Origin of the sequence: Endozoicomonas sp. ALB032 (assembly GCF_049310125.1) — a bacterium.
Lineage (GTDB): Bacteria > Pseudomonadota > Gammaproteobacteria > Pseudomonadales > Endozoicomonadaceae > Endozoicomonas_A.
Genome location: NZ_JBLYNW010000001.1, coordinates 70,440 through 95,108, shown reverse-complemented (window position 1 = coordinate 95,108; position 24,669 = coordinate 70,440). Strand labels below are relative to the sequence as shown.

General features: G+C 50.1%; 26 protein-coding genes. 16 read left to right on the top strand and 10 right to left on the bottom strand.

What is annotated here, in order from left to right:
* Positions 1–28 precede the first annotated feature (28 nt).
* The 5 genes from lptA to ACO6VG_RS00330 all read right to left on the bottom strand — a co-directional run bounded on the left by lptA (position 29) and on the right by ACO6VG_RS00330 (position 4,194).
* Positions 29–616 (bottom strand): lipopolysaccharide transport periplasmic protein LptA, encoded by a 588-nt coding sequence (gene lptA / locus ACO6VG_RS00350; protein WP_422412984.1) that lies wholly within the window; start codon positions 614–616, stop codon positions 29–31.
* On the bottom strand, positions 600–1,172 hold the full coding sequence (gene lptC, locus ACO6VG_RS00345) for an LPS export ABC transporter periplasmic protein LptC (RefSeq protein ID WP_422135066.1): 573 nt from the start codon (positions 1,170–1,172) through the stop codon (positions 600–602). Before lptC ends, lptA begins: the two co-directional genes overlap by 17 nt.
* Positions 1,173–1,490: 318 nt before the next feature.
* Positions 1,491–2,024 carry a KdsC family phosphatase gene (locus ACO6VG_RS00340; RefSeq protein WP_422137140.1) on the bottom strand — a complete coding sequence of 178 codons (534 nt, stop codon included), beginning with the start codon at positions 2,022–2,024 and terminating at the stop codon, positions 1,491–1,493.
* Positions 2,024–2,998: a KpsF/GutQ family sugar-phosphate isomerase gene (locus ACO6VG_RS00335; RefSeq protein ID WP_422135065.1), complete on the bottom strand. Its 975-nt coding sequence runs from the start codon at positions 2,996–2,998 to the stop codon at positions 2,024–2,026. Before ACO6VG_RS00335 ends, ACO6VG_RS00340 begins: the two co-directional genes overlap by 1 nt.
* 245 nt (positions 2,999–3,243) lie before the next feature.
* On the bottom strand, positions 3,244–4,194 hold the full coding sequence (locus ACO6VG_RS00330; protein WP_422135064.1) for a calcium/sodium antiporter: 951 nt from the start codon (positions 4,192–4,194) through the stop codon (positions 3,244–3,246).
* A gap of 395 nt (positions 4,195–4,589) precedes the next feature.
* Here ACO6VG_RS00330 and ACO6VG_RS00325 point away from each other — a divergent pair, with 395 nt between their 5' ends.
* From ACO6VG_RS00325 to ACO6VG_RS00275, 11 genes are all read left to right on the top strand, one after another.
* Positions 4,590–5,405 (top strand): ATP-binding cassette domain-containing protein, encoded by an 816-nt coding sequence (locus tag ACO6VG_RS00325; protein ID WP_422135063.1) that lies wholly within the window; start codon positions 4,590–4,592, stop codon positions 5,403–5,405.
* Entirely contained in the window at positions 5,402–6,196 is a 795-nt protein-coding gene (gene mlaE / locus ACO6VG_RS00320; protein WP_422135062.1) for a lipid asymmetry maintenance ABC transporter permease subunit MlaE, read from the top strand. The genes ACO6VG_RS00325 and mlaE overlap by 4 nt, the downstream gene beginning before the upstream one ends.
* A 1-nt stretch (position 6,197) precedes the next feature.
* Entirely contained in the window at positions 6,198–6,659 is a 462-nt protein-coding gene (gene mlaD, locus ACO6VG_RS00315) for an outer membrane lipid asymmetry maintenance protein MlaD (protein WP_422135061.1), read from the top strand.
* 47 nt (positions 6,660–6,706) lie between these two features.
* Positions 6,707–7,378, top strand: a complete 672-nt coding sequence (locus ACO6VG_RS00310; protein ID WP_422135060.1) for an MlaC/ttg2D family ABC transporter substrate-binding protein — start codon at positions 6,707–6,709, stop codon at positions 7,376–7,378.
* Positions 7,379–7,419: 41 nt separating this feature from the next.
* Positions 7,420–7,740 carry an STAS domain-containing protein gene (locus ACO6VG_RS00305; protein ID WP_422135059.1) on the top strand — a complete coding sequence of 107 codons (321 nt, stop codon included), beginning with the start codon at positions 7,420–7,422 and terminating at the stop codon, positions 7,738–7,740.
* A 247-nt stretch (positions 7,741–7,987) separates the two neighbouring features.
* Entirely contained in the window at positions 7,988–8,227 is a 240-nt protein-coding gene (locus ACO6VG_RS00300) for a BolA family protein (RefSeq protein ID WP_317145347.1), read from the top strand.
* Between the two features lie 25 nt (positions 8,228–8,252).
* Entirely contained in the window at positions 8,253–9,515 is a 1,263-nt protein-coding gene (gene murA / locus ACO6VG_RS00295) for a UDP-N-acetylglucosamine 1-carboxyvinyltransferase (protein ID WP_422137139.1), read from the top strand.
* 194 nt (positions 9,516–9,709) lie between these two features.
* Positions 9,710–10,354 (top strand): ATP phosphoribosyltransferase, encoded by a 645-nt coding sequence (gene hisG, locus ACO6VG_RS00290; RefSeq protein WP_422138759.1) that lies wholly within the window; start codon positions 9,710–9,712, stop codon positions 10,352–10,354.
* Between the two features lie 78 nt (positions 10,355–10,432).
* Positions 10,433–11,737, top strand: a complete 1,305-nt coding sequence (gene hisD, locus ACO6VG_RS00285; protein WP_422409503.1) for a histidinol dehydrogenase — start codon at positions 10,433–10,435, stop codon at positions 11,735–11,737.
* On the top strand, positions 11,703–12,446 hold the full coding sequence (locus tag ACO6VG_RS00280; RefSeq protein ID WP_422472187.1) for a TVP38/TMEM64 family protein: 744 nt from the start codon (positions 11,703–11,705) through the stop codon (positions 12,444–12,446). Before hisD ends, ACO6VG_RS00280 begins: the two co-directional genes overlap by 35 nt.
* Positions 12,447–12,520: 74 nt before the next feature.
* Positions 12,521–13,096, top strand: coding sequence for a hypothetical protein (locus ACO6VG_RS00275; RefSeq protein ID WP_422472185.1), 576 nt, complete (start codon positions 12,521–12,523; stop codon positions 13,094–13,096).
* 7 nt (positions 13,097–13,103) lie between these two features.
* Here the strand turns inward: ACO6VG_RS00275 and ACO6VG_RS00270 are convergent, their stop codons facing one another.
* Positions 13,104–14,231 carry a S1C family serine protease gene (locus ACO6VG_RS00270; RefSeq protein WP_422135054.1) on the bottom strand — a complete coding sequence of 376 codons (1,128 nt, stop codon included), beginning with the start codon at positions 14,229–14,231 and terminating at the stop codon, positions 13,104–13,106.
* A 207-nt stretch (positions 14,232–14,438) separates the two neighbouring features.
* Between ACO6VG_RS00270 and ACO6VG_RS00265 the strand changes: the two genes are divergently transcribed.
* The 5 genes from ACO6VG_RS00265 (at position 14,439) to tdh (ending at position 20,508) form a co-directional block, all read left to right on the top strand.
* Positions 14,439–15,200, top strand: coding sequence for a Nif3-like dinuclear metal center hexameric protein (locus ACO6VG_RS00265; RefSeq protein WP_422472183.1), 762 nt, complete (start codon positions 14,439–14,441; stop codon positions 15,198–15,200).
* 154 nt (positions 15,201–15,354) lie between these two features.
* Positions 15,355–16,311: a sulfate adenylyltransferase subunit CysD gene (gene cysD, locus ACO6VG_RS00260; RefSeq protein ID WP_422135052.1), complete on the top strand. Its 957-nt coding sequence runs from the start codon at positions 15,355–15,357 to the stop codon at positions 16,309–16,311.
* Positions 16,311–17,930, top strand: a complete 1,620-nt coding sequence (gene cysN / locus ACO6VG_RS00255) for a sulfate adenylyltransferase subunit CysN (protein WP_422135051.1) — start codon at positions 16,311–16,313, stop codon at positions 17,928–17,930. Before cysD ends, cysN begins: the two co-directional genes overlap by 1 nt.
* Positions 17,931–18,248: 318 nt before the next feature.
* Complete coding sequence (locus ACO6VG_RS00250; protein ID WP_422135050.1) at positions 18,249–19,448, top strand: glycine C-acetyltransferase; 1,200 nt, start codon at positions 18,249–18,251, stop codon at positions 19,446–19,448.
* 34 nt (positions 19,449–19,482) lie between these two features.
* A complete protein-coding gene (tdh, locus tag ACO6VG_RS00245) occupies positions 19,483–20,508 on the top strand; it encodes an L-threonine 3-dehydrogenase (RefSeq protein WP_422135049.1) in 1,026 nt (341 codons plus the stop codon).
* A 135-nt stretch (positions 20,509–20,643) separates the two neighbouring features.
* On the opposite strand, the gene pstB is transcribed toward tdh, so the two are convergent.
* The 4 genes from pstB to pstS form a co-directional block, all read right to left on the bottom strand.
* Complete coding sequence (pstB, locus tag ACO6VG_RS00240) at positions 20,644–21,393, bottom strand: phosphate ABC transporter ATP-binding protein PstB (protein ID WP_422137138.1); 750 nt, start codon at positions 21,391–21,393, stop codon at positions 20,644–20,646.
* Between the two features lie 92 nt (positions 21,394–21,485).
* Positions 21,486–22,328, bottom strand: a complete 843-nt coding sequence (pstA, locus tag ACO6VG_RS00235) for a phosphate ABC transporter permease PstA (protein ID WP_422135048.1) — start codon at positions 22,326–22,328, stop codon at positions 21,486–21,488.
* On the bottom strand, positions 22,328–23,254 hold the full coding sequence (gene pstC / locus ACO6VG_RS00230) for a phosphate ABC transporter permease subunit PstC (protein ID WP_422135047.1): 927 nt from the start codon (positions 23,252–23,254) through the stop codon (positions 22,328–22,330). Before pstC ends, pstA begins: the two co-directional genes overlap by 1 nt.
* 81 nt (positions 23,255–23,335) lie before the next feature.
* A complete protein-coding gene (pstS, locus tag ACO6VG_RS00225) occupies positions 23,336–24,385 on the bottom strand; it encodes a phosphate ABC transporter substrate-binding protein PstS (protein WP_422135046.1) in 1,050 nt (349 codons plus the stop codon).
* Between the last annotated feature and the right edge of the window lie 284 nt (positions 24,386–24,669).

The window sequence follows — 24,669 nt, the reverse complement described above, 5'->3', positions numbered from 1 at the left end:
GAGCAGTGAGTGTAATGGGATATGAGTACTACTGCTTGCTCTCAGGTTTGGGTTGGTAAATCATTTTGACCCGACCATCCGGGTTGCTTTTGTTCTCACTGCCCTTGGCATTCACGGTCTGTTTGGTCAGGTCATAATCAATGCGTTCACCTGTGAAGGTATCACCCTTCTGGGTCAACTGCGCCTGCTTGATCAGTTGGATCTTATCGCCAGCCACCTGATAATCGATAGTATGACCCCAGGCTTTCAGAATGCCCTGATCATCAGGTTGCTGTTCTTCGTAGTAAGCTCTTTCCTTGTCGCCTTCTGCCACAATTTTTTTAACTTCCTGCTGGACGGAATAGATGGTCACCTTGTCTCCGGTAATTCGGGTGGTGCCCTGAATCATCACAACATTGCCTTTATAGATGGATACACCTTTCTTGTTATCGATATCGGCGGTGTTGGACTCGATCTCAATAGGCTTCTGCCGGTCAGATGGCAATGCTTGTGCCATGACTGGAAGCAGAACCGTGGCCCCCAGCATCAGGTAATATTCGACCCCTCTGCGACGACTCTTTCTGTCTGGCCGCTCATTTGGATCAAGGCGCTTGGCCTGTTCATGGCTTTGGCTCATGAAATCCTCTTACCCTAGACTTGAGTTTAACCAGACTCTCCTTGAAGAAAGCCTCCATACCAATGGCGCGCGTACGTCCAGTGTCGTTGGTGATCAGTACCGGTCGATCAGTGACTGCCAGATCCTTTTCAGAGTATATGGTCATGAAATCAGTGTCTATTCGAACCTTACTACCATTGCCGAGGTTCGTCTGGGTCATCACCACATCATCCCAGAGCTCTATATCCTCGCTGCCGGGCAACAGTTTGCCATAGAGGGCGTCGGCCACCATGGGTTTTCCGGGGGTATTGAAATTCTCCAGATGAGGGGTTTGCAGCAACGTTGTGTCATTGTGCGGGTAATGGGTGATACTGTCTGAGACCAGTATGTAATCCAGTTCGCCCTCTTTGTTGTACTGGGTGACCCTGGTGTCAATGAAATAGTAGTCAGCGTTCTCACGAACCAGAGGCTGTTTTTTCTGAACCCCAACATGGAGTTTGCTGTCATAAGCCCAATAGCCAACTCCGACCATTATCAGCATCAGAAAAGCAATCATTATCAGGTTCCGATTGGGCATCAGATCATTGGCTCCGGGTCACAATCTGGTCAGAGTCTGCAAAGGCAGATACCGACAAAAGAAGGCCATTCAGGAAAATGATGCCCGGTTTGTGCAGTCGGCAGCATTTTCGCAGCAAATGAATTCAGTTTACCATGATTTTATTTGATCATCAGGGGCTGCAGACGAATGTTTTCAAATACTAGACACTCGCTGTCGGCCTTACGTAAGAAGAGTTGAACGGTAGTGCTTTCTTGTCGTCAAAGAAACGCTTGAATGGAAAGGTATCGCTGTAATGGTGGAAAACTATCACAGCGATATTTTGGGTATTTTAACTCTCTATTTCAGGTAACTGGCCAGCATGTCATCCAGCTTGCCTTTGGCTTTAAGAATGAAATCACAAAATTCTCTGGCTGCACCTTCGCCGCCACGATTAGTAGTGATAGCAGGTGAGTGTTCACGAACGTAGTAGTGCCCGTTAGGAACGCTGCAGCCAAAACCAACCTGTCGAATGGCTGGAAGATCTGGCAGATCGTCTCCGATGTAGGCCACTTCATCCAGGCTAAGACCTTGCCCTTCTTCCTGAAGCAATTCTTTCAGAGCGACAAACTTGTCTTCGCGGCCCTGATAGAGAAAATCTACGCCCAGGTCGGAGGCTCGTTTTTCAACAAATACGGATCGACGGCCGGTGATGATGGCCGTTTTTACACCCGACTGCTTGAGCATTTTCAGGCCATGACCGTCGAGAGTATTGAATATTTTCATTGATTCGCCATGCTCACCAAACAACAGTTTGCCGTCAGTGAGAACACCATCGACATCAAAAACAGCCAAACGAACCCTGGCGGCGGCAGATTGTAGTGAAGAACTGATCATACAACGCCCGCCTTCAGTAGGTCGTGCATATTAATGGCACCGATCAGTTCATTGTCATCATCAACACAGATCAGAGCATTGATTTTCCGGTCATCCATAATCTTCAGGGCTTCAGCCGCAAGAATCTCGGGGTGGATGGTTTTGCAGTGGCTGGTCATCACTTCATCAATCAGTGTGGATTTGGGGTCGACGCCCTTGTCCAGAGCCCGACGCAGGTCACCATCGGTGAAAATGCCAATGACATGGCGTTTGTTATCGACAATGGCGGTCATGCCCAGGCCTTTGCGAGTAACTTCCAGCAGGGCTTCGCTCATTGGTGTGCCCAGGGGAACTTCTGGTACCCGTCTGCCAATGTGCATGATGTCTTTTACTTTCAGAAGCAGTCGTTTACCTAAAGAGCCACCAGGGTGAGAGAAAGCAAAGTCTTCTGCAGTAAACCCGCGGGCTTCCAGCAGGGCAATGGCCAGTGCGTCGCCCATTACAAGGGCTGTGGTCGTGCTCGAGGTAGGCGCGAGATCCAGAGGACATGCTTCTTTTTCCACCCCGGTGTTGAGATGGGCTTCAGCATCTTTCGCCAGTGTTGAATTCGGGTTGCCGGTCATGCTGATCAGGGGGGTGCCCAGTCTTTTCAGCAGGGGCAATAGAGTAATGACTTCGCTGGTTTCGCCAGAATTGGAAAGAGCCAGAACCACGTCTTCATGGGTGACCATTCCCATATCACCATGGCTGGCTTCTCCGGGGTGTACAAAGTAGGCAGGGGTGCCGGTGCTGGCGAGGGTTGCAGCAAGCTTGCGGGCAATATGTCCCGACTTGCCCATGCCAACGACAATAATCCGGCCACGGCATTCAAGCATAACACGGCAGGCACTGGCAAAACTGCTGTCGATCCTGTCTATCAGGCTCTGAACAGCTTCCAGTTCCATGGTAACGGTGCGGCGACCAATTGAGATGAACGGCTCGTCAGTAGTCATATTACGTACAGATTAGTTGTGACACGGCTATTCTATAGTGCCTTTCGCCACAGTAACAGTTCGGGATTTCTGCATTAAAACCTGTGCACTATGATCAGTTCCTCCTGATTCCGATACTATAGACCTTATCGCAACCGCACGACCGCATGGATGCAGGAGCAGTTGCCGTGCAGGATAGTCTTAACACGGGCTAAAATGGAGAAGCCCGGGAGGCAGAGCTGACCGGTCAGCCCTGCCTGAAAAAGTCAGTGCTGAATGAATAACCAGGCACCATAGAGAAAGTATATTGAGAGCAGCGCAATGCCTGTCATTCTGCCCAAATGTCGAGGTTTCCTGCCAATCACGCAGACCAGGGTCAACAATATTGTCATGCCCAGCATAACAGGATAATCCCGCAGGATAACTGCCTGATCCAGTGCTCCGGGAGCTACGAGTCCGGGCATGGAGAGAACCGCCAGAAGGTTAAACGTGTTTGAGCCGATCACATTACCCAGGGCAATATCATGATGGCCTTTCAGAGCGCTGGTGATGGATGCGGCCAGCTCTGGCAGACTGGTGCCAATGGCAACAATCGTCAACCCGATCACAAGGTCGCTGATGCCCATGGCCTTAGCAATCTCGGTGGCCCCCCATACCAGTAGCTGTGAGCTGCCCAGCAACAGTAAAAGACCAGAACCCAGCATAAACCAGGCTTTTGCTGAGGACAGCTCTGGAATGTCTTCATCTTCCACCACTGCCTCATCCGGGTGTTGTTTCTGCCAGTGGATCATCAGGTAAAGGGTAATGACGAGGCCTGCCAGCAGAATCAAACCATCTATTCGACCCAGATAACCATTGGCAATGCAGAGACCGGAAATAATAGTTATCACCAACAGAAGGGGAATTTCTCTCTTGGTCAGAGCCGCTTTAACAGGCAGGGGGGCTATCAGGGCAGTAACACCCAGAACCAGGCCGATGTTGGCGATGTTTGAACCCATGGCATTGCCCACGGCCAGTCCCGGGAATCCTTGCAGTGCAGCCGATAGAGAGACCAGAATTTCAGGTGCAGAGGTGCCTATGGAGACCACTGTCAGGCCGATTAACATTCTTGAGACGTTCAGATTGCTGGCCGTAGCAGCGGCACCGGCAACAAAACGGTCTGCACTCCAGGTCAGGATAATGAAACCCACCAGGATGGCAGCAAGGGCAATGAGCATAGGATAAATTCTCTTCTCTAATTCAGGATGATTGGCTGAGATACTTTTTTTTTTACCTTGGAAGCGGCAAGATGATTTTATTCAGTCATTATTGTGTGAAAAAACCATTATCAGAAAGGGAGCAGTCATTCTCGGAACGGATCGGTTCATATAGCATTGTTCTGCCAGTACGGACTCTAGATAAAAAAGCCCAGTCTAAGTCTGTTGATAGTGAAAAGATAGTAAAAAGCCGGTAAAGAAGCTGTTTGGATGCAGTGATACTGATAAGGATACGTTCCCACAGTTCAAAAGGTAGCTGAAAGTCGCCATAATTAGATGCGGGTTGGTGGTAAGCTACCAGGGGACGGCGGTTGCTACTGAGTGCAGTCCACACATAGACAAGGAATAGCCTTCCAATGACAAAGGCAAGTGATAACTTTATTGAGATCCGTGGTTTGACGTTTCATCGAGGCGATCGAACGATTTTCAAGAATGTTGATATCGCCATTCCCAGAGGAAAGGTGGTGGGTATTATGGGGCCATCGGGTACTGGTAAAACGACGTTATTACGTTTGATCGGACGTCAGCTTCGCCCTGACTCCGGACAGATCTTTGTGGATGGCCAGAATCTCGATCTGCTCTCCCGTGAAGAGTTGTTTCGTACCCGTCGTAAGATGGGCATGCTTTTTCAGAGTGGTGCGCTTTTTACCGATTTGTCGGTGTTTGAAAATGTTGCCTTTCCTCTGCGCATTCATACCAGACTGGCTGAGCCGATGATTCGGGATATTGTCTTTATGAAGCTGGAGGCGGTAGGGCTAAGGGGGGCCTGGTCGTTGATGCCGGCAGAACTGTCAGGTGGAATGAACCGTCGTGTGGCACTGGCCAGAGCCATTGCACTGGATCCGGCTATGGTGATGTACGACGAGCCTTTTGTAGGGCAGGATCCTATAGCCATGGGTGTGCTGGTAAAATTGATCAGAATGTTGAACGAAGCACTGAATATTACCAGTATTGTGGTATCACACGATCTTCATGAAACAGCGTCAATCTCCGACTACCTCTACCTGATAGCCGATGGTGAAGTTATTGGCCAGGGTGAGCCGAAGCGTCTTATGAATTCCAATGATTCCCGGGTTAAACAGTTTATGAACGGACTATCTGATGGTCCTGTGCCATTCCATTATCCGGCACCGGATTATAAAGAAGTATTGCTGGGTGGGGAGACCGGATGAGCACAGGTATTCTTGACAGATTATCGCAGCTCGGCCGTTTTGGGTTGGATCAGATTCAATCCATGGGCCGGGCAGGTATTTTTCTGGTACTGGCTATTTTCTCCCGAGCCGGTTTCAGTAACCGATTCTCCTTGTTGATTCAGCAGTTATACAGTGTCGGTGTCATGTCGCTGATTATTGTTACCGTGTCAGGGCTGTTTATTGGTATGGTGCTGGCCTTGCAGGGCTACAACATACTGATACGATACGGCTCAGAAGATGCCGTGGGGCAGATGGTGGCTCTCAGCCTTTTGAGAGAACTCGGGCCGGTAGTTACAGCTTTGTTGTTTGCTGGACGAGCAGGTTCGGCTCTGACGGCTGAAATAGGGTTGATGAAAACCACAGAACAACTGTCCAGTATGGAAATGATCGGGGTTGATCCACTCAAGCGCGTCATTGCGCCTCGTTTCTGGGCAGGGGTGATCTCCATGCCATTGCTGGCCGCCATTTTCAGTCTGGTCGGTATACTGGGAGCTGTGATGGTTGGCGTGGATTGGCTGGGTATTTATGAAGGTTCTTTCTGGGCCACTATGCAGGCTTCGGTCAGTCTGGCGGCGGATATAGGGAATGGGCTGATCAAAAGTCTTGTATTTGGTTTTGTCGTGACCTGGATAGCGGTATTCCAAGGATATGATGCCATCCCCACTTCAGAGGGGGTCAGCAGGGCCACAACAAGGACTGTTGTTTATTCTTCGCTGGCCATTCTGGGGCTGGATTTCATTTTGACCGCTGTCATGTTTGGAGAACTCTAAGATGCGGATGAGAACGGTAGAGATAAGTGTCGGCGGTTTCATGTTGGCCGGGATGCTGGCATTGGTTGTACTGGCGCTAAAAGTCAGTGGTCTTTCATTGGAAAGCGGCAAGCAAACCTATACCGTGACTGCCATGTTTGATAACACTGGAGCCCTCAAGCCGAGAGCTAAAGTAGCCCTGGCCGGTGTCATCATTGGCAGGGTCACCAAGGTTGAGCTCGACAAGCAGACCTATATGGCAAAGGTCGATATGGAAATCGATTCCCATATAAATAACATTCCTGTCGACAGCACTGCCTCTATCGTGACGGCAGGGCTGCTGGGAGAGAAATACATTGGTATCAGCATTGGTGGAGATACTGACTACATCAAGCCCGGTGGTCGCTTCGAGGATACCCAGTCAGCTGTTATCCTGGAGGAGTTGATTGGCAAATTCCTTCTGGGTTCAGTCGATAAGGACTAAAGGCTATTAACTCCAATATATAAAGCCTGTAGAGGATGATGGAATCAATGATGAAAATGGTAAAGTCTGTTCAACAATTCATGACGACCCTGGTCTGTCTGATGGTAATGGGTGTATCTTATGCTGCGCCCGCTTTGCAGCCCCCGGAAGTGGAAGTCAGGAAGATTACCTCCGAGTTGCTGGATACTTTCAATAAGAACAAGAAGCAGTACCAGAAAGATCCTGAAGGTTTTTTCAAGGAAGTCGATCGTCTTTTATCTCCGGTGGTGGCTTTTGACCAGGTAGCCCGCTATGTCATGGGCAAGTACGCTCATCGCAATCCTGAACAGGTTGAGAAGTTTGAGTCGGTATTTAAGGATAGTTTAATACGTTTCTATGGCAAGGCACTGTTGTCTCTGGACGACACTAGTCTGGTTATCGAGAGTGTGGATAAAACCTCACCTGAGTTGCTGAAAAAATATCAGGAAGGTCAAATCAGCCGTATACCCGTCAGGATGAAGGTTCGTACCAGCACCAACACGGTCGAGATCTTTTACTCAATGGTGCATGTTGATGGTCGCTGGAAGCTGCGTAACGTGACAATCGAAGGAATCAATATTGCCAAGCAATTCCAGAGCCAGTTTGCAGACGCTATGAAAAAGCACAAGAAAGTATCCTACGTGATAGATAACTGGGCTGCTATCATGTCGGCTTCAGCAGACGGCAGCAGCAAGAAGTAGTTTTGTCCATTTTTTGCTATGAGCATTCAGGAATCAAAATCATGCAGCTTGAACGATTGGCACCGGGACAGTTTTCTCTTAACGGGATTGTTAATTTTGATAATGCTGTCGAGGTGGAGAGTGAGGGGCGTAAGCTGTTGGAAGAGGACGTAGCTCCCGGAGGCGTCCTGAGAGTCAGCCTTGGGCAACTGCATAAAGGGGATAGCTCAACCCTGTCTGTTTGCCTGTCCTGGATCAGGCTGGCTCAGAGTAGAGGTGGTCATCTCTGCCTTTCTGACATACCGGAGGAGCTTGCTGCCCTGGCCAAGGTCTGTGGAATAGCGTCGATTCTGCAGGAAAGCACTTGCCCTTCTGCTTCCTGATTAAATGCAAGTGAGTGACGCCCTTTTGCCTGTTTATTCGCTACCAGTCTCCTTTCGGGACTGGTCAGTACAGTCAATGTCCGATATGATCCATCGATTTGCCCGCGAGTACGTACAAAGAGTACGGGCTTGTTGAGTGGTTGTTATTTTTTCATGAAAATACCGCTGTTGGGTGGTGTTTTTGTGTTTATGCTTTTAAGGCGTGAGGCGGTCTTTCCGGCTCATGACTGTTTTGAGAGGTGAATGCATGCAAGCCACCGAAGTGAAGGCGCTGCTGGAAGAGAGTTTCCCGGGTTCAGAGGTTCTGGTAGAAGGAGAAGGGTGTGACCTTCGGCTGACCATTATCAGTGACCAGTTTGAAGGGGCCCTGCCTATCAAACGTCAGCAGATGGTGTACAAACACCTCAATGAACTGATCGCCAGTGGTGCCATTCATGCGGTGACCATGATCACCCAGACACCTTCAGAAGCGCAGCGTCAGGCCTAACCAGCGAATCACAGGTGAAACTATGATGGATAAACTGATTATCACTGGTGGTACGCGTCTGGATGGCGAAATCCGTATCTCCGGTGCCAAGAACTCTGCACTGCCTATTCTGGCAGCAACCCTGCTGGCGGATGATCCTGTTACTGTCTGCAACCTTCCCCATTTACACGACATCACTACCATGTTTGAGCTGTTTGGCTGCATGGGTATCGATCTGATGGTCGATGAGCGTATGAACGTTGAAGTTCATGCCAGCACCATCAAGCAGCTGAAAGCGCCCTATGAGCTGGTAAAAACCATGCGGGCTTCCATTCTGGTTCTGGGGCCTTTGCTGGCCCGGTTCGGTCGTGCTGAAGTCTCTTTGCCCGGCGGTTGTGCCATCGGCAGTCGACCTGTGGATCTGCATATTCGTGGCCTGCAGGCTATGGGTGCTGATATTTTGGTTGAAGATGGTTATATCAAGGCCAGTATCAGGGATCGTCTGAAAGGTGCCCGTATTTTCATGGATACCGTGACCGTAACCGGAACTGAAAACATTCTTATGGCAGCCTGTCTGGCCGATGGTGAAACCATTATCGAGAATGCTGCCCGTGAGCCGGAAGTGGTTGATTTGGCAGAATGTCTGAAAACCATGGGGGCCAAAATTGAGGGTGCTGGTACCGATGTTATACGTGTTCAGGGGGTTGAGCGTCTTAAAGGGTGCACCTATTCCGTTCTACCTGATCGAATTGAAACCGGTACTTATCTGATCGCCGCGGCTGCAACCGGAGGCCGCGTTCGTCTCAAGGACACTCAACCTGATCTGCTGGATGCGATTCTGATTAAATTGCGCGAAGCTGGTGCTACCGTAGAATGGGGTGAGGATTGGATTGAGCTGGACATGAAAGGTAAGCGTCCGGAAGCGATTGATCTTAGGACAGCTCCCTACCCTGCCATGCCAACCGATATCCAGGCCCAGTTTACGGCGTTGAACCTGATTTCTGATGGCGTAGGCAGCATCACAGAAACCGTTTTCGAAAACCGCTTTATGCACATTCAGGAAATGAAGCGGATGGGAGCTGACGTCAAAGTAGAAGGCAATACCGTTGTGATTAAGGGGGTTGACTCACTGAAGGCAGCTCCGGTTATGGCGACTGATCTGAGAGCATCAGCCAGTCTGGTGATTGCGGGCCTGATTGCTGAAGGTGACACGGTTGTGGAACGTATTTACCACATTGATCGTGGTTATGAGTGTATTGAAGAGAAACTTCAGCAGCTCGGTGCGAAAATTCAGCGTGTACCTGCCTGATAGCATTCTGTTCATTGCAGCTATGTAGCAGGGGCAAGCTTCAAGCTTGTCCCTGCTGAGCCTCTTAGATCAGTTCTGAATCTTTCTCTCTCATAAAAGTATAAAAATCCTCAGTCGGCACGGGTGTATGACACCCACGTTATCTTCTGTTTGGTGTAAACTACGCCACTTAAAGCAAAGGAAGCCTGTCCCGGATGTCCAGTCAGATCACAATAGCGCTTTCCAAAGGGCGCATACTCAAAGATACACTGCCTCTTCTCAAGGCGGCGGGTATTGAACTAGCTGAAGACCCTGCCAAGAGCAGGAAGCTGATTATTTCTACTACTCATCCAGACGTCAATCTGTTGATTGTCAGAGCCAGTGACGTACCCACCTATGTTGAGTACGGCGCTGCGGACGTCGGTGTGGCTGGAAAAGATGTGTTGCTGGAGCATGGATCGACCGAGCTTTATGAGCCTTTGGACCTGCAAATTGCTCAATGCAAACTCATGACTGCTGGTAAAACCGGGCATGAAGAGCCAACAACCGGTCGGGTCAAAGTAGCGACCAAGTTTGTGAATGTTGCCAGACGCTACTATGCATCCCAGGGGCGTCAGGCCGATGTTATCAAACTCTACGGTTCTATGGAGCTGGCGCCACTGGTGGGCCTGGCAGATATCATTGTTGATGTCGTGGATACCGGTAATACCTTGAGGGCCAATGGGCTGGAGCCAAGAGAATTGATCACTCAGGTATCCTCCAGGCTAGTGGTGAACAAGGCTTCCATGAAAGTAAAGTTTGAAGCCATTAATGCACTGATTCAGCAGTTGAGAGCTGCAGTAGACGCCCAAACCCATTAACTGCCATGACGGAAGAGCATTCTTGTTCCAATCCGGGATGAAAAGTTTTTATGATAAAAAGTGCGACGGAGTAATACGATGACGGTGAATCCTGTACAACTGAGCTACGGAAACCGGGATTTTAATGAGCAGCTGGGTCGTCTACTGGCCTGGGATAGTGTCTCTGACGAAGAGGTTCAGCATCGTGTTAAGCATATCATCGCCGAAGTGCGCTCCCGTGGTGACGAGGCTCTGGTAGAGTTCACCCATCGTTTTGATCGCGTTTCTGTTTCCGGTATGGCAGATCTTACTCTGGGAGAAGAGCAACTTCAGAAAGCGCTGGAAACCATCCCGCAGGAGCAGAGGCAGGCTCTGCAAACAGCGGCCAGCAGAATCAGAAGCTATCACGAGCGACAGGTGCAATCTTCCTGGACTTACCAGGAAGAGGACGGAACCGTGCTTGGACAACAAGTGTTGCCTATGGATCGCGTTGGTCTCTATGTGCCCGGAGGGAAGGCTGCCTACCCTTCATCCGTAATGATGAATGCCATTCCGGCTCATGTTGCTGGCGTAAAAGAAATTATTATGGTGGTGCCCACACCGGATGGTGTAGTCAATGACATGGTGCTTGCCGCTGCCGCTGTTGCTGGCGTCAAAAAAGTGTTCACCATTGGTGGAGCTCAGGCCGTGGCTGCTCTAGCCTACGGTACAGAAACCGTTCCCGGCGTCGACAAGATCGTTGGCCCTGGCAATATCTATGTCGCCACCGCCAAGCGTGAGGTGTTTGGTCAGGTGGGCATTGATATGATCGCAGGTCCATCGGAAATCCTGATCCTATGCGATGGTCACACGGATCCGGACTGGATAGCCATGGATCTGTTTTCACAAGCTGAGCACGATGAAGACGCTCAGTCAATTCTGGTGTCTCCGGATCAGGCTTTTCTTGATCAGGTTGTAGCAAGTATGCGCCGCTTGTTGCCTGACATGGAGCGCAGGAAGATCATTGCAGAATCGGTGAATAACCGAGGCATTATGATCCATGTTCCGGATATGAAAGCCGCCTGTGAGGTCAGCAACCGAATTGCTCCCGAACATCTGGAGTTGTCTGTAGAAGATCCTCAGGCTTTGTTGTCTGATATTCGTCATGCCGGTGCTATTTTTATGGGTCGTTATACGGCCGAAGCCTTGGGTGACTATTGTGCCGGTCCTAATCATGTATTGCCCACATCCGGCACGGCCCGGTTTTCCTCCCCGCTGGGGGTGTATGATTTTCAGAAGCGCTCTTCACTGATTCACTTTTCACCCGAAGGGGCTTCAGAAATAGGTAAAGTGGCTTCTGTAATGGCAAGAGGAGAATCCCTGACAGCTCATGCCCGTTCAGCAGAATACCGCATCAAGAAATGAAGCATCGACTTCTGGTGTGTCGTTGTTATCACTCTTCAGGAAAAACAGAAAGCCTGTTATAGCTGCGCTTATGCTCAGCTGTACACCACTACTATTCAGTTCCTGGGCGGCTTCACTATTAATCCGGTATCAGGCTGACCTTTCAGCCCTCAGTGTTGGGCAGTGGTTACCTTTCTTTCTATTGAGTGCTGTGACCATGGCTCTGGCTCTGACGCCCAGCACTTTTGTGGCACTGGTAGCCGGTTTTTTTCTTGGCTGGGATGCTATTCCCTATGTGTTGTCAGCTTATCTGATGGCTTCAGTAATGGGCTATTGTGCGGGAGCACTTCTGGATGGTGGGCACCTGATGCATACCTTTCGAAACAGCCTGCGTGTCAAAAAAACACTGAAAACCCTCAATGCCAGCGGCTGGAGTCTTATGTTTATGGTCAGGCTTTCGCCCGTTTTGCCTTTTGCATTAATGAACCTGTTGATGCCCGCATTGAAGGTCCCGTTTTCGGTTTTCCTGCTGGGTGGGTTCCTTGGCATGTTGCCCAGAACGCTTTTCTCCATCTGGCTGGGTCTCGGAACCTACGACATTGTTTCCCTGATGAATAGTGAAGCAATAGCGTCTCAGTCAAGCTGGTTGGTCATGCTGCTGGTCGTCCTGTCTGTTGCAGGGTTGTTCTTTCTGTTGAGTCGTGCGGTAAAACAGGCAAAGACGATATAACAGGAAGAGTATCAGATGAGCTTTCTCACTAACTGCTATGTTTGTCACTCTCAGTCGAATAAAGAGGGGCAATTATGTGTAGGACTGTTCTGCGGCCACTGCTTGGAAGTGTATGTCTGATTTTAATGTGTCTCAATAGTTGGGCTCTGGGCTATTCTGAAACAGAAGCCGTTTGTCACGTTTCTGGAAAAAAAGTGTGTGTGACTGTTGAAAAGACCACTTCTTATGAAAAGTGGCTTTGGTTTTCCACATCATGCGATTTGAGGTGCGAGTATTATCATGATGCTTTTGTGGAACAGTTTTTTCCGCTGGAACATCTGAGCGAGTTTGATGGTTTCGGAATAAATCTCCGAAAAAAATCAGATGGCAGGCTGGTTTGGAGTCATTACATGCTCGGCAGAGGGTATAAAAAGCAGGCTTTGATCGTCGAGATAGAAGTGACGAAGGAGGATCGCTTTGAGAGTCCTGAAGGCAAACTGTTTAACCAGCTGTTATTAGAAGATCTGTCGAGACTCCAGCCTGTAACCCCGGAATTATTGAAACGTCACAGCACCAATTACAGGGGATGGCTTTGGTGGGGGCTGGGTCATACTGTGAGTTTATTTTCTGGTTTTTTTGGTTCCTTTTTATTTCTGGCTTTAATGTCATAAACCTGAATCAGTTGACCATATTGGGTCGGGTCGCGACAACCGCCTTCATTTCAAGAGGGTGGTTGTTGCGCAGAATTTGTAGGGTGACTTCACTCCCGGGTGCTTCCTGAGCAACCATATTCATGACCTTCCTGCCATCATTGGTGCTTATGTTGTTGATGGCCATCAGAATGTCTCCACGTTTCAGGCCGGCCAAATCTGCTGGACCATTGTCGTAGACACCTGAAATCAAAATGCCAACATTGCTTTCAACACCGTACGCTTGCGCCAGTCGACTGGTGAGTGGCTGTGATTCTATGCCCAGCCAGCCTCGCACAACACGACCGTATTTGATGATGGACTGAGTGACAAATCGTGCCATGCTGGAGGGAATCGCAAAGCCAACGCCTTCATTACCTCCTCCCCTGGAAAACAGCAGCGTGTTAATGCCCACTAATTCACCACGGGCGTTGATCAGGGCGCCCCCTGAGTTACCCACGTTGATGGCGGCGTCGGTTTGAATAAAATCTTCATAAGTATTGAGACTGAGGTCATTCCTGCCAGTAGCGCTGATAATCCCCATGGTGACTGTTTGACCCAGTCCGAAGGGGTTACCTATAGCCAGAACCACGTCCCCCACCTCGGCCTGGCCAGAATCGGCCAGATCCAGGCTGGGTAAATTGTTTAAATCAATTTTCAGTACCGCCAGATCCGTCTCTGGGTCCCTGCCGACAATGGTTGCGGATTCTTCTCTGCCATCTTTCAGCACAGCCACAATACGGTCAGCGCCTTCAATAACGTGATTATTAGTCAGCAGGTAGCCGTCAGGGCTGATAATGACTCCGGAGCCGAGGCTGGTTTCTACCTTGGCTCTGCCAAGGTTGTTTTCTGTGAAGGGACTTTTCGGCATTCTGGAGGGGCTGGATTCATTGATCAGTGTGGCGGTAGCAATGTTAACCACGGCAGGCGCTGCTTCCTTGACTGCCGAGCTGTAGGAAACCTCGCCAATGCCCAATAGTTGTTCGCCCCTGCTGAGTACATTACTGAGACTCAAATGAGGCAGGCCCAGCCATTTCGGAGCAAGCAACATCACCAGCAAGGCAACAATCAGGCCTGACAGGGCGGGATAGATGAGCTGGTTGAGGAGTCTTTTCATGCTGTGCTTGTCAATGATTGTGGGTCAATGATTGTGGGCCGAGATTTCTGCTGCTGGAAATAAAAATTCTTGAAACCCGAAAGCCAGCAGTATAATCCTCTAATATACCTGTATTTTGTGGCTGATAGATAGCCCCCGAACTTATGGGAAGCTGGTCATGACCATGATGTGACAGCTTCCCGAATCCAATAAACAGTGGAGTGAAAAATGAGCATCACGCTGAAGCAGCTGGTGAAGATTCTCGAAGATGAACTACAACCGGGGCTGTTCAAAGATTACTGCCCCAACGGTCTACAGGTCGAAGGAAGTGAACAGATTAAACGTCTTGTGACCGGTGTGACGGCTTGTCAGGCCCTGATTGATAAGGCCGTTGAGCTCAGAGCCGACGCTATTCTGGTTCACCACGGCTACTTCTGGAAGGGTGAAGATTCTGCTATTGTCGGCATGAAGAAGCGCCGGATTGAAACACTTCTCGAGCACAACATCAGTTTGATCGGTTATCATCTGCCGCTGGATGGGCATCAGGAACTGGGTAACAATGCTCAGCTAGCCAGACTCCTCGGCTGGAAGACAGAAGGTGGCATGGAGCCGGGAAAAGCTCGCTCGATAGGCAATTGGGGAAGGCCTGCGACATCTGTTTCTCTGGACGTTCTGGGCAGGCAGATTGAAGAAAAACTGGGTCGTAAACCCCTGCTGATTGCGGGCGGTGACCATGAGATTAAAACTCTGGCCTGGTGTACTGGTGCGGCCCAGCGCATGATTGATCTGGCCCTGGATCTGAAGGTAGATGCTTTTGTGAGTGGTGAAATCTCCGAGTCCACAGTCCACTTTGCTCGCGAAAATGGCATTCACTACATCAGCGCCGGACACCACGCTACTGAGCGCTACGGTGTCAGGGCTTTAGGTGAATGGCTGGAAGAACAGCAAGGTGTTGAACATACCTTTGTCGATATTGACTCTCCTGTCTGAGCTTTTGATCAAACAGGCAGACCGATAGTTTATGGCGTTTCAGGGTTAATATAATGTTATGAATTATTGGTATAATTTTTTTGTTTTATATTCCATTGATGCTGCTAGTATTCGAACTAAGAACAACTCTTAGCCAGCTTCGGGTTTAGCATTCATGTCTGACACAGCCACTCAGGAGAGCACTAAAGAACGTGCTATCGAGCTTTCTGGAGAGCGCCTCAACCATTTGAAGCAGCTCGAAGCAGAAAGCATCCAGATTATCAGGGAAGTTGCTGCCGAGTTTGATAACCCGGTTATGCTCTATTCCATTGGCAAGGATTCAGCGGTAATGCTGCATCTTGCCATGAAAGCCTTTTATCCGGGTAAACCGCCTTTTCCGCTCATGCATGTTGATACCACATGGAAATTCAAGGAAATGATTCAGTTCCGTGACCAGTTGGTCGATGACCTGGGTCTTGAGTTGATTGTGCATATCAATCAGGACGGCGTAGAACAGGGCGTTGGCCCTTTTTCCCACGGCAGCGCGAAACATACTGATATCATGAAAACCCAGGCCTTGAAACAGGCTCTGGACAAACACGGTTTTGATGCTGCATTCGGTGGCGCTCGTCGTGATGAAGAAAAGTCACGGGCGAAAGAGCGGGTTTACTCTTTCCGTGACAGGCACCACCGCTGGGATCCCAAGAACCAGCGGCCGGAACTCTGGAATATCTACAACAGTGAAGTAGAAAAGGGCGAAAGCATTCGGGTCTTCCCTCTGTCCAACTGGACTGAGCTGGATATCTGGCAGTATATCTATCGCGAAAATATTCCTATTGTTCCTCTCTATCTTTCTAAAGAACGCCCGGTGGTAGAACGTGATGGCAACCTGATTATGGTTGACGATGAACGTATGCCTCTGGAACCCGGCGAGAAACCAGTGATGAGGAAAGTCCGCTTTCGTACTCTGGGCTGCTACCCATTGACGGGAGCCGTTGAGTCAGAAGCTGACACTCTGCCTGATGTTATTCAGGAAATGCTGCTCACCAAAACATCTGAACGTCAGGGGCGGGTCATTGATCACGACAGTGCCGGATCAATGGAGAAGAAAAAACAAGAGGGGTATTTCTAATGTCTCATCAGTCTGATCTGATTGCTTCGGATATTCAGGAATATCTCCGCAGGCACGAGCAGAAAGAGATTCTGCGTTTCCTGACCTGTGGCAGTGTCGACGACGGTAAAAGCACCCTGATTGGCCGACTTTTACATGACACCAGCATGATCTACGAAGATCAGCTGGCCTCTGTTGAGAACGACAGCAAACGTGTAGGAACCCAGGGCGAAAAAGTTGATCTGGCTTTGCTGGTGGACGGTTTGCAGGCTGAGCGGGAGCAGGGCATTACTATTGATGTGGCCTATCGCTACTTCTCTACAGAAAACCGGAAGTACATCATTGCTGATACTCCGGGTCACGAACAATACACCCGAAATATGGCTACCGGAGCTTCCACCTGTGATCTGGCCATTATTCTGGTAGATGCCCGCCAGGGGGTGCTGACACAAACCCGTCGTCATACCTACATTGCCAGCCTGCTGGGTATCAAACACCTGGTAGTAGCGATCAACAAGATGGATCTGGTGGGTTTCAGTCAGGCACGTTTTGAGGAAATTCGTAATCAGTACCTGGACTTCTCTGAATCACTGAACCTGGGGGACGTTCGTTTTGTTCCTGTATCGGCTCTGGACGGAGACAACGTTGTTCATCGCAGTGACAAGGCTGACTGGTATACCGGGCAGACTCTGATGGAAGTGATGGAAAGCGTTGAGGTGGCGAATGACCGTAACCTCGATGACTTCCGTCTTCCGGTTCAATATGTGAGCCGACCCGACCTCGATTTCCGGGGGTATGCAGGCACTATCGCTTCCGGTGTGGTTAAGCCCGGCGACAGAGTAAAGGTATTACCCTCCGGACTGGAAAGTTCTGTCGCACGAGTGGTGACCTACGACGGCGATCTGGAAAAGGGTTTTGCGGGTCAGGCTATAACCCTGACGCTGGATGACGAGATCGATATCAGTCGCGGTGATATGCTGGTGCATGCCCGGGATGATATTTCGGTCTCTTCGCACCTGAATGCCAGTGTTGTCTGGATGGCAGAGCAGGCCATGAAGCCCGGGCGCCAGTACCTGATCAAATTTGCCACCACCAAAGTAGCGGGAAGTTTCACAGCCATTAATCACAGGGTGGATATCAATACCCTGGAACAACAGGAGGCCGATCAACTGGCTCTGAATGAGATAGGCTCCTGCCAGCTGGTGCTGACACAACCTGTTGTTTTTGATCGTTATGAGGATAACCGTCAAACCGGTGCTTTTATTGTTATTGATCGCTTGAGCAATGCGACCATTGCCGCAGGCATGGTTGAATCTGCTGCGAACGAGGGTGCTACCGCAGAGACGGTTCTGGCCAGCGACAGGGCGAATCGACTGGGTCAGGGCGCCGCTCTGGTTATGGTTGATGGCTCTGAAGGTTATCTGCAGAAAGTAGAGCGTCATTTGTTTGATGGTGGGCTTTTACCGGTCGTCGTTGATCATCAGGACCAACACTGGGTTCAGAAAACAGAAGCCCTGCTTCAGGCGGGACTGGTTGTTCTGGTGGCCAGGACTGAACTGAAAGACCTGCAGGTTGAAGTTTTACACAGCATTAATGAGTCAGATAGTCTGTCGGCTCTTGTTAATTCTCTGTCTTTGTAGCTGAAACGGGCTGTCGCAGTTGTCCGGTTGCGATAGCCCTTTTTCCTTCCCTCCGGGACACTGTCTGATCATTTATCATTCTTTATATAGGCACGCCAAGTAAGGTTGAGAGCTGAAATACGTACAAATGCTGGTACAGAGTCTCGACACCCTGATTCAATATTGCAACTCTTCTACAATGGGGAATTGGCACCTTATTCAGCCTGAGGTATGTTTGGAGGTTGAATCGGGACTGCTTCCCTCAGAGTCTGACTGTGAAGAGAGCAGCAACTGCCTGTTCCGGCCAGCCCCTCATATTCTTAGTTTTCTGGAGCCGAAATGAAAGCCAACTTTTATGCTGGACTGCGTGAGCAGCTGGAAGACCTTAAAAAAGAAGGTTTGTACAAAAGCGAGCGAGTGATTACCTCGCAGCAGCAGGCTGATATTACTGTTGATACTGGCGAAGAAGTGATTAATTTTTGTGCTAACAATTATCTCGGGTTGGCCAATTCCCCTGAGCTGATAGACGCAGGCAGGCAGGCGCTGGATAAATATGGCTACGGTATGGCTTCCGTACGTTTTATCTGTGGAACCCAGGATGTTCACAAAGAGCTGGAAAAGCGTATTTCCGAGTTCCTGGGCATGAATGACACTATCCTGTATTCCTCCTGTTTTGACGCTAATGCCGGTTTGTTTGAAACCCTGTTGGGCCCTGAAGACGCTATCATCAGTGACTCTCTGAATCATGCCAGCATCATTGATGGTATACGTTTGTGCAAGGCGAAGCGCTTCCGCTATGCCAACAACGACATGGCAGACCTGGAAGCCAAACTGAAAGAAGCTGCAGAAGCAGGCGCCCGTTACAAGCTGATCGCAACGGACGGTGTATTCTCCATGGATGGCGTGATTGCCAACCTCAAAGGTGTCTGCGATCTGGCGGACAAGTACGATGCCATGGTCATGGTAGATGACTGTCATGCCGCAGGTTTTGTCGGTGAGAATGGCCGTGGTACCCACGAACACTGCGGTGTAATGGATCGTGTTGACATTATTACCGGTACTCTTGGCAAAGCTTTAGGTGGTGCTTCCGGTGGTTATACCTCTGCCCGCAGCCCGGAAGTCATCGACTGGCTGCGCAACCGCTCCCGTCCTTACCTGTTCTCCAACACCCTGAGTCCAACCATTGCCAGCGCTTCTATCAAGGTGCTGGATATGCTGGAATCGGGCGGTGAGCTGCGTGAGAAGCTGCGCCACAACTCGAATTACTTCCGCACCGAGATGGAAAAGCTGGGCTTTACCCTGGCGGGTAATGGCCATGCAATCATTCCCGTCATGCTCGGCGATGCTTCTTTGGCGGCCGAGTTTGCGGAACGAATGCTGAACGAGGGAATCTATGTAGTAGGATTCTCTTTCCCTGTTGTTCCAAGGGGCGCAGCCCGAATTCGTACCCAGATGTCAGCTGCTCATAACCAGGAACACATGGATCGAGTGATTGCAGCCTTTGCTAAAGTAGGCCGTGAGCTGGGCGTTATCTCCTGAAGGACCTGCGGAGCTGAGTGAATAGGAAGCTGACATGAAAACCCTGGCAAAACTGAAAGCGGAAAAAGGCATCTGGCTGGCCGACAAGCCCAGGCCGGAACCTGGCTACAACGATGTTCTGATCAAGATTCGCAAAACAGCGATCTGTGGAACCGACATGCACATCTATAACTGGGATGAGTGGTCACAAAAAACCATTCCTGTTGGAATGCATGTAGGACACGAGTTTATTGGTGATATTGTGGAAATGGGCGAAGGCGTGCGCGGCTTTGAAATAGGTCAGCGTGTGTCCGGTGAAGGTCATATTACCTGTGGCCACTGCCGTAATTGCCGTGCCGGCCGTCGCCACCTTTGTAATTTCACGGTTGGTGTGGGTGTCAATCGGGAAGGAGCTTTCGCAGAGTACCTCTGCATACCAGCGACCAATGCTTTCCCGATTCCCGATGACATCAGTGATGATCTGGCCTCCATCTTCGATCCCTTTGGCAATGCTGTACACACTGCTCTGTCGTTTGATCTGGTGGGTGAAGATGTATTGATCACCGGTGCCGGTCCTATCGGCATTATGGCGGTTGCAATCTGCAGGCATGTCGGTGCTCGTAATGTTGTCATTACTGACGTCAACGAATACCGTCTGGATCTGGCCCGTAAAATGGGAGCTACCTGTGCTGTTAACGTTGCCACTGAAGATCTGCAAGAGGTCATGGCAAAACTGGGGATGGTAGAAGGCTTTGACGTAGGCCTGGAGATGTCTGGTAATGGTCGTGCTTTCCAACAGATGCTGGAAAACATGAACTACGGTGGCAAGGTATCCCTGCTGGGTATTCCTTCCAGCGATACCACTATTGATTGGAATCAGGTGATCTTCAAGGGTCTGGTCATCAAGGGTATTTATGGCCGTGAGATGTACGAAACCTGGTATAAAATGACCAGTATGCTCCAGTCCGGTCTGGATATTTCCCCGGTGATTACTCACCGGATGCCGGTGGATGATTTCCAGAAAGGTTTTGAAATCATGGGGTCCGGCCAGTCTGGCAAAGTGATTCTTGATTGGAGTTGACCATCTCTAACATCGACCTGTCCACGCCATAATACGACTTAGCTCTGGTTCCCATGCTTCGGTGGGTGTCTTAAAACCTCTGGTTCTGTAAAAGAAAATGTGGAGCCGAAAGGCTCCACGATCAGAAGTTAATGCTTAACCAAAGTCACCCGCGATATAGTCACGGGTCTTCTGATTTTCAGCTTTGTTGAAGATCTTGCCGGTTTTATCAAACTCAACCAGCTCACCCAGATACATAAAGCCGGTGTAATCAGAGATACGCATGGCCTGTTGCATGTTGTGAGTCACGATCACAATGGTGTACTTCTGACGCAGTTCAGTAATCAGCTCTTCAATGGCGCTGGTGGCCAGTGGATCGAGAGCCGACGTGGGTTCGTCCATCAGGATGACTTCCGGCTCCAGGGCAATGGTGCGGGCGATGCACAGACGCTGCTGCTGACCACCGGACAGGCTGCTGGCATCGGCATTCAGCTTGTCCTTCACTTCTTTCCACAGATGGGCTCGCTTCAGGGCCTTTCTGGCACGAATAGCCATTTCCGGCTTGCTCAGTCCACCTTTCATCTTCAGACCGAAGGTGATGTTGTCGTAAATGGACATAGGGAAAGGCGTAGGCTTCTGGAAAACCATACCGACTTTGGAGCGCAATTCATTCAGATCCACACCACGTTGCAGGATATTTTCGTTATCCAGCAGAATCTCACCTTCAGCCGACTGACTGCCATACAGGTCGAAGATGCGATTCATGGTGCGCAGCAGGGTGGATTTACCACAGCCGGAAGGACCAATCAGAGCCGTTACCTTGTTGTTGTAAATCGGCATGTTGATGTTCTTCAGGGCTGGTTCAGAACCTTTGCTGTAAAAGAAACTGAGGTCTTTTACTTCCATTCTGGGTTGCAGAATATCATCGGCCAGACCGGATTCTGTCTTGATTTGACTCAGGCTTTCTGTAGCCGCAGGAGCAGTAGCAATGTTCATGTTCATTTGGCTGCCTTTCGAGCTTTGATCCAACGCGGTAAAGCAGTGGACAGAATATTGATAATCAGAATAAATACGGTTATCAGCAGTGCGCCGGCCCAGGCCAGTTGATTCCAGGATTCAAAAGGGCTCATAGCATACTGATAAATGGTCACCGGCAGGTTAGCCATAGGCTTGTCCAGATCGGTGCTCATGAAGTTACTGTTGAGGGCGGTAAACAACAGGGGGGCTGTTTCACCGGTAATCCGCGCTACAGACAACAGAATACCGGTCATAATACCGGGGCCGGCTGCCCGATAGCACAGCTGGGTAATGACTCGCCAGCGCGGAGCGCCCAGTCCGCTACCTGCTTCTTTCAAGGTGGTGGGAACCAGGCGCAGCATTTCTTCTGTGGTGCTGACGATAATGGGCAGTGCCAGAATAGCCAGTGCAATGGCACCTGCCCAACCAGAAAAGGAGCCGGTGGTGACCACCACAACCTTGTAGACAAACAGGCCGACCAGAATAGAAGGTGCGCTCATCAACATACCGTTGAGAAAGCGCAGTGCTTCAGCAATTTTTGAACTCTTGTCGGATTCAGACAGCCAGGTACCAGCCAATACACCCAGAGGTGCGGCGATCAGAATACCAAGAGCGGTCAGAATCAAACTGCCAACAATGGCGTTTTTCAGGCCACCGTGGCTACCGGGTCCGGGAGTGAGTTCGGTGAAGACATGCAGACCCATGCCGGAAATACCTTTTCCGACCAGGCTGTATAGTACGCTGGCCAGAACCACCAGGCCAAACAGTGCACAGAAGGTACAGAAGCCGATGAAAGCGTAGTTCTTGAGTTTCCTGACTGGCATTATCGCTTCCTCAACAGCAGACGGGCAGTACCCATCACAATAAAGGTGAGTACAAACAGTACCAGGCCCAGACTGATCAGAGCCGAGATGTGCATCTCATTAGTCGCTTCGTTGAACTGCTGCGCAATCGTAGAAGAAATAGAGCTCGCAGGCATGAACAGTGAAGTCTCTATACGGTTGGCGCCGCCTATTACAAAGGCAACTGCCATGGTTTCTCCCAGGGCACGACCCAGGCCGAGGATTCCGGCACCCACTGCGGCATTCTTGATACTTGGCAGCAGCACTCGGGTAATGACTTCATAGGGCGTAGCGCCAACACCGTATGCTGCTTCTCTGACCACATTGGGAATGGTTTTCAGGGCGTCACGAGTTAAAGCCGTAATAATGGGCAAAATCATGAACGACAGAATGATGCCCGCCGTTAGTAGACCTATACCGATGGGGGGACCGTCAAACCAGTGGCCAATCAGAGGCAGGCCAACCAGGTTTTCCAGTGCCCAGAATTGGAAGCCTTCTGAGAACCAGGGTGCGAAGACAAAAAGACCCCACATACCGTAAATAATACTGGGTACAGCGGCCAGCAGCTCAATGGCCATGCTCACGGGGCGACTGATCCAGTCGGGGGCCAGCTCGGCCAGGAAGATCGCCGTGCCCAGACCGACAGGAATGGCAATAATAATGGCGATAAGCGAAGAAACCAGGGTGCCATAAATAGCAGATGCGGCACCAAACTCACTGTTTACCGGGTCCCAGACATTACGAAATACAAAGCCGGGGCCAAACTCGGAGAGAGCCAGCCAACCGCCGTCGATCAGGGAAAGGATAATCCCGATCAACACCAGAAAAATCAGAATGGCGCTGGTGAAGCTCAGTCTGTAGAAGATTGAGTCACCCTTTATAGCGCTGGGCATCGCAGTTAAAAGCATAAGCTACAACAAGACAGCTGACCAGCGCTATGCTGATCAGCTGTCGTTCGTTTCCTGTTTAAGAAAGGCTAGAATAACCGGTTACTTGATAATGGTTTGTCCGTTGCTAGTCAAGTCTTCTTTCCAGACATTCTCTACCATGTTAACTACGCTTTCCGGCATTGGGATGTAGTCCAGACCTTCTGCAAGTTCGCCGCCTTTCTCGTAGCTCCACTCGAAGAAGTCGATGATTTGCTCAGCTTTCTCGGCGTCAGCCTGATCTTTATGCATCAGGATGAAGGTCGCTGCTGTCATAGGCCAGGAGTCAGCACCAGGCTGGTTGTTCAGCAGCAATTCGAAGCCCGGAGCATTCTCCCAGTCGGCATTGGCAGCGGCAGCCTGGAAGGTTTCCATGCTTGGCTTCAGGAACTTGCCATCAGCACTGGCCAGCTGGGTGTAGGTCAGGTCGTTTTGTTTTGCAAAGGCATATTCTACATAACCGATAGCACCACGGGTACGGCCCACGAAGTTGGCGACACCAGCGTTACCGTTACCACCGATAGTGGTAGCTGCTTTTGGCCAGGTGATGTCGGTGTTTCTGCCGATATTCTCACTCCACTCCGAGCTGATCTGGCTCAGGTAATCGGTGAAGTTGTAGGTGGTACCGGAACCATCGGAACGATGGACGACATAGATAGCCTGGGCAGGAATCTCAAGATCCGGGTTCAGAGCAGTGATGCGCTCGTCATTCCACTTCTTTATTTTACCCAGGTAGATGTCTGCCAGGACTTCACCGGTCAGCTTCAGAGCACCGGACTCAATGCCAGGTACGTTGATCACTGGAACAATAGCGCCCATCACCATTGGGAACTGGATCATCTCTTCTTTATCCAGTCGCTCTTCATTCAGAGGTGCGTCGCTGGCGCCAAAGTCGACGGTTTTGGCAGTGATCTGACGGATACCACCGCCGGAACCGATGGCCTGGTAGTTGATGCGAATACCGGTTTCTTTCTGGTATTCCTCAGCCCATTTGGCATAGATCGGATGTGGGAAACTGGCTCCCGCACCGTTGATAACTTCTGTCTTGGCAGATGCAGAGAAGGACGCTGCAGCCAACATGGAGGACATTACAATAGACTTCAGAAACTTCACTTCTATTCTCCCCGAGAAACTCGCTTGGAGTGTACTTGCGTTTACAAAGAAAAATCTTTTGCCGTGCCTTAATCTGTCAGTGGGTTGTGCAAAATATTTTTCTGTTACCTCAAAATTTGATGGGTGCAAGGATAGGGGGTGAATATTTCAGTAATGTTACAGGTTTGTTTGGATTTTATGAAAATGACAGTTTTTGACTCCAGGGTGTCTCTCCTGTCTTTTTGGCAGAAAAAAAAGACACCCATAAATTTGCTTCCCCATCCACCTGGTCTACTTTTTCACCC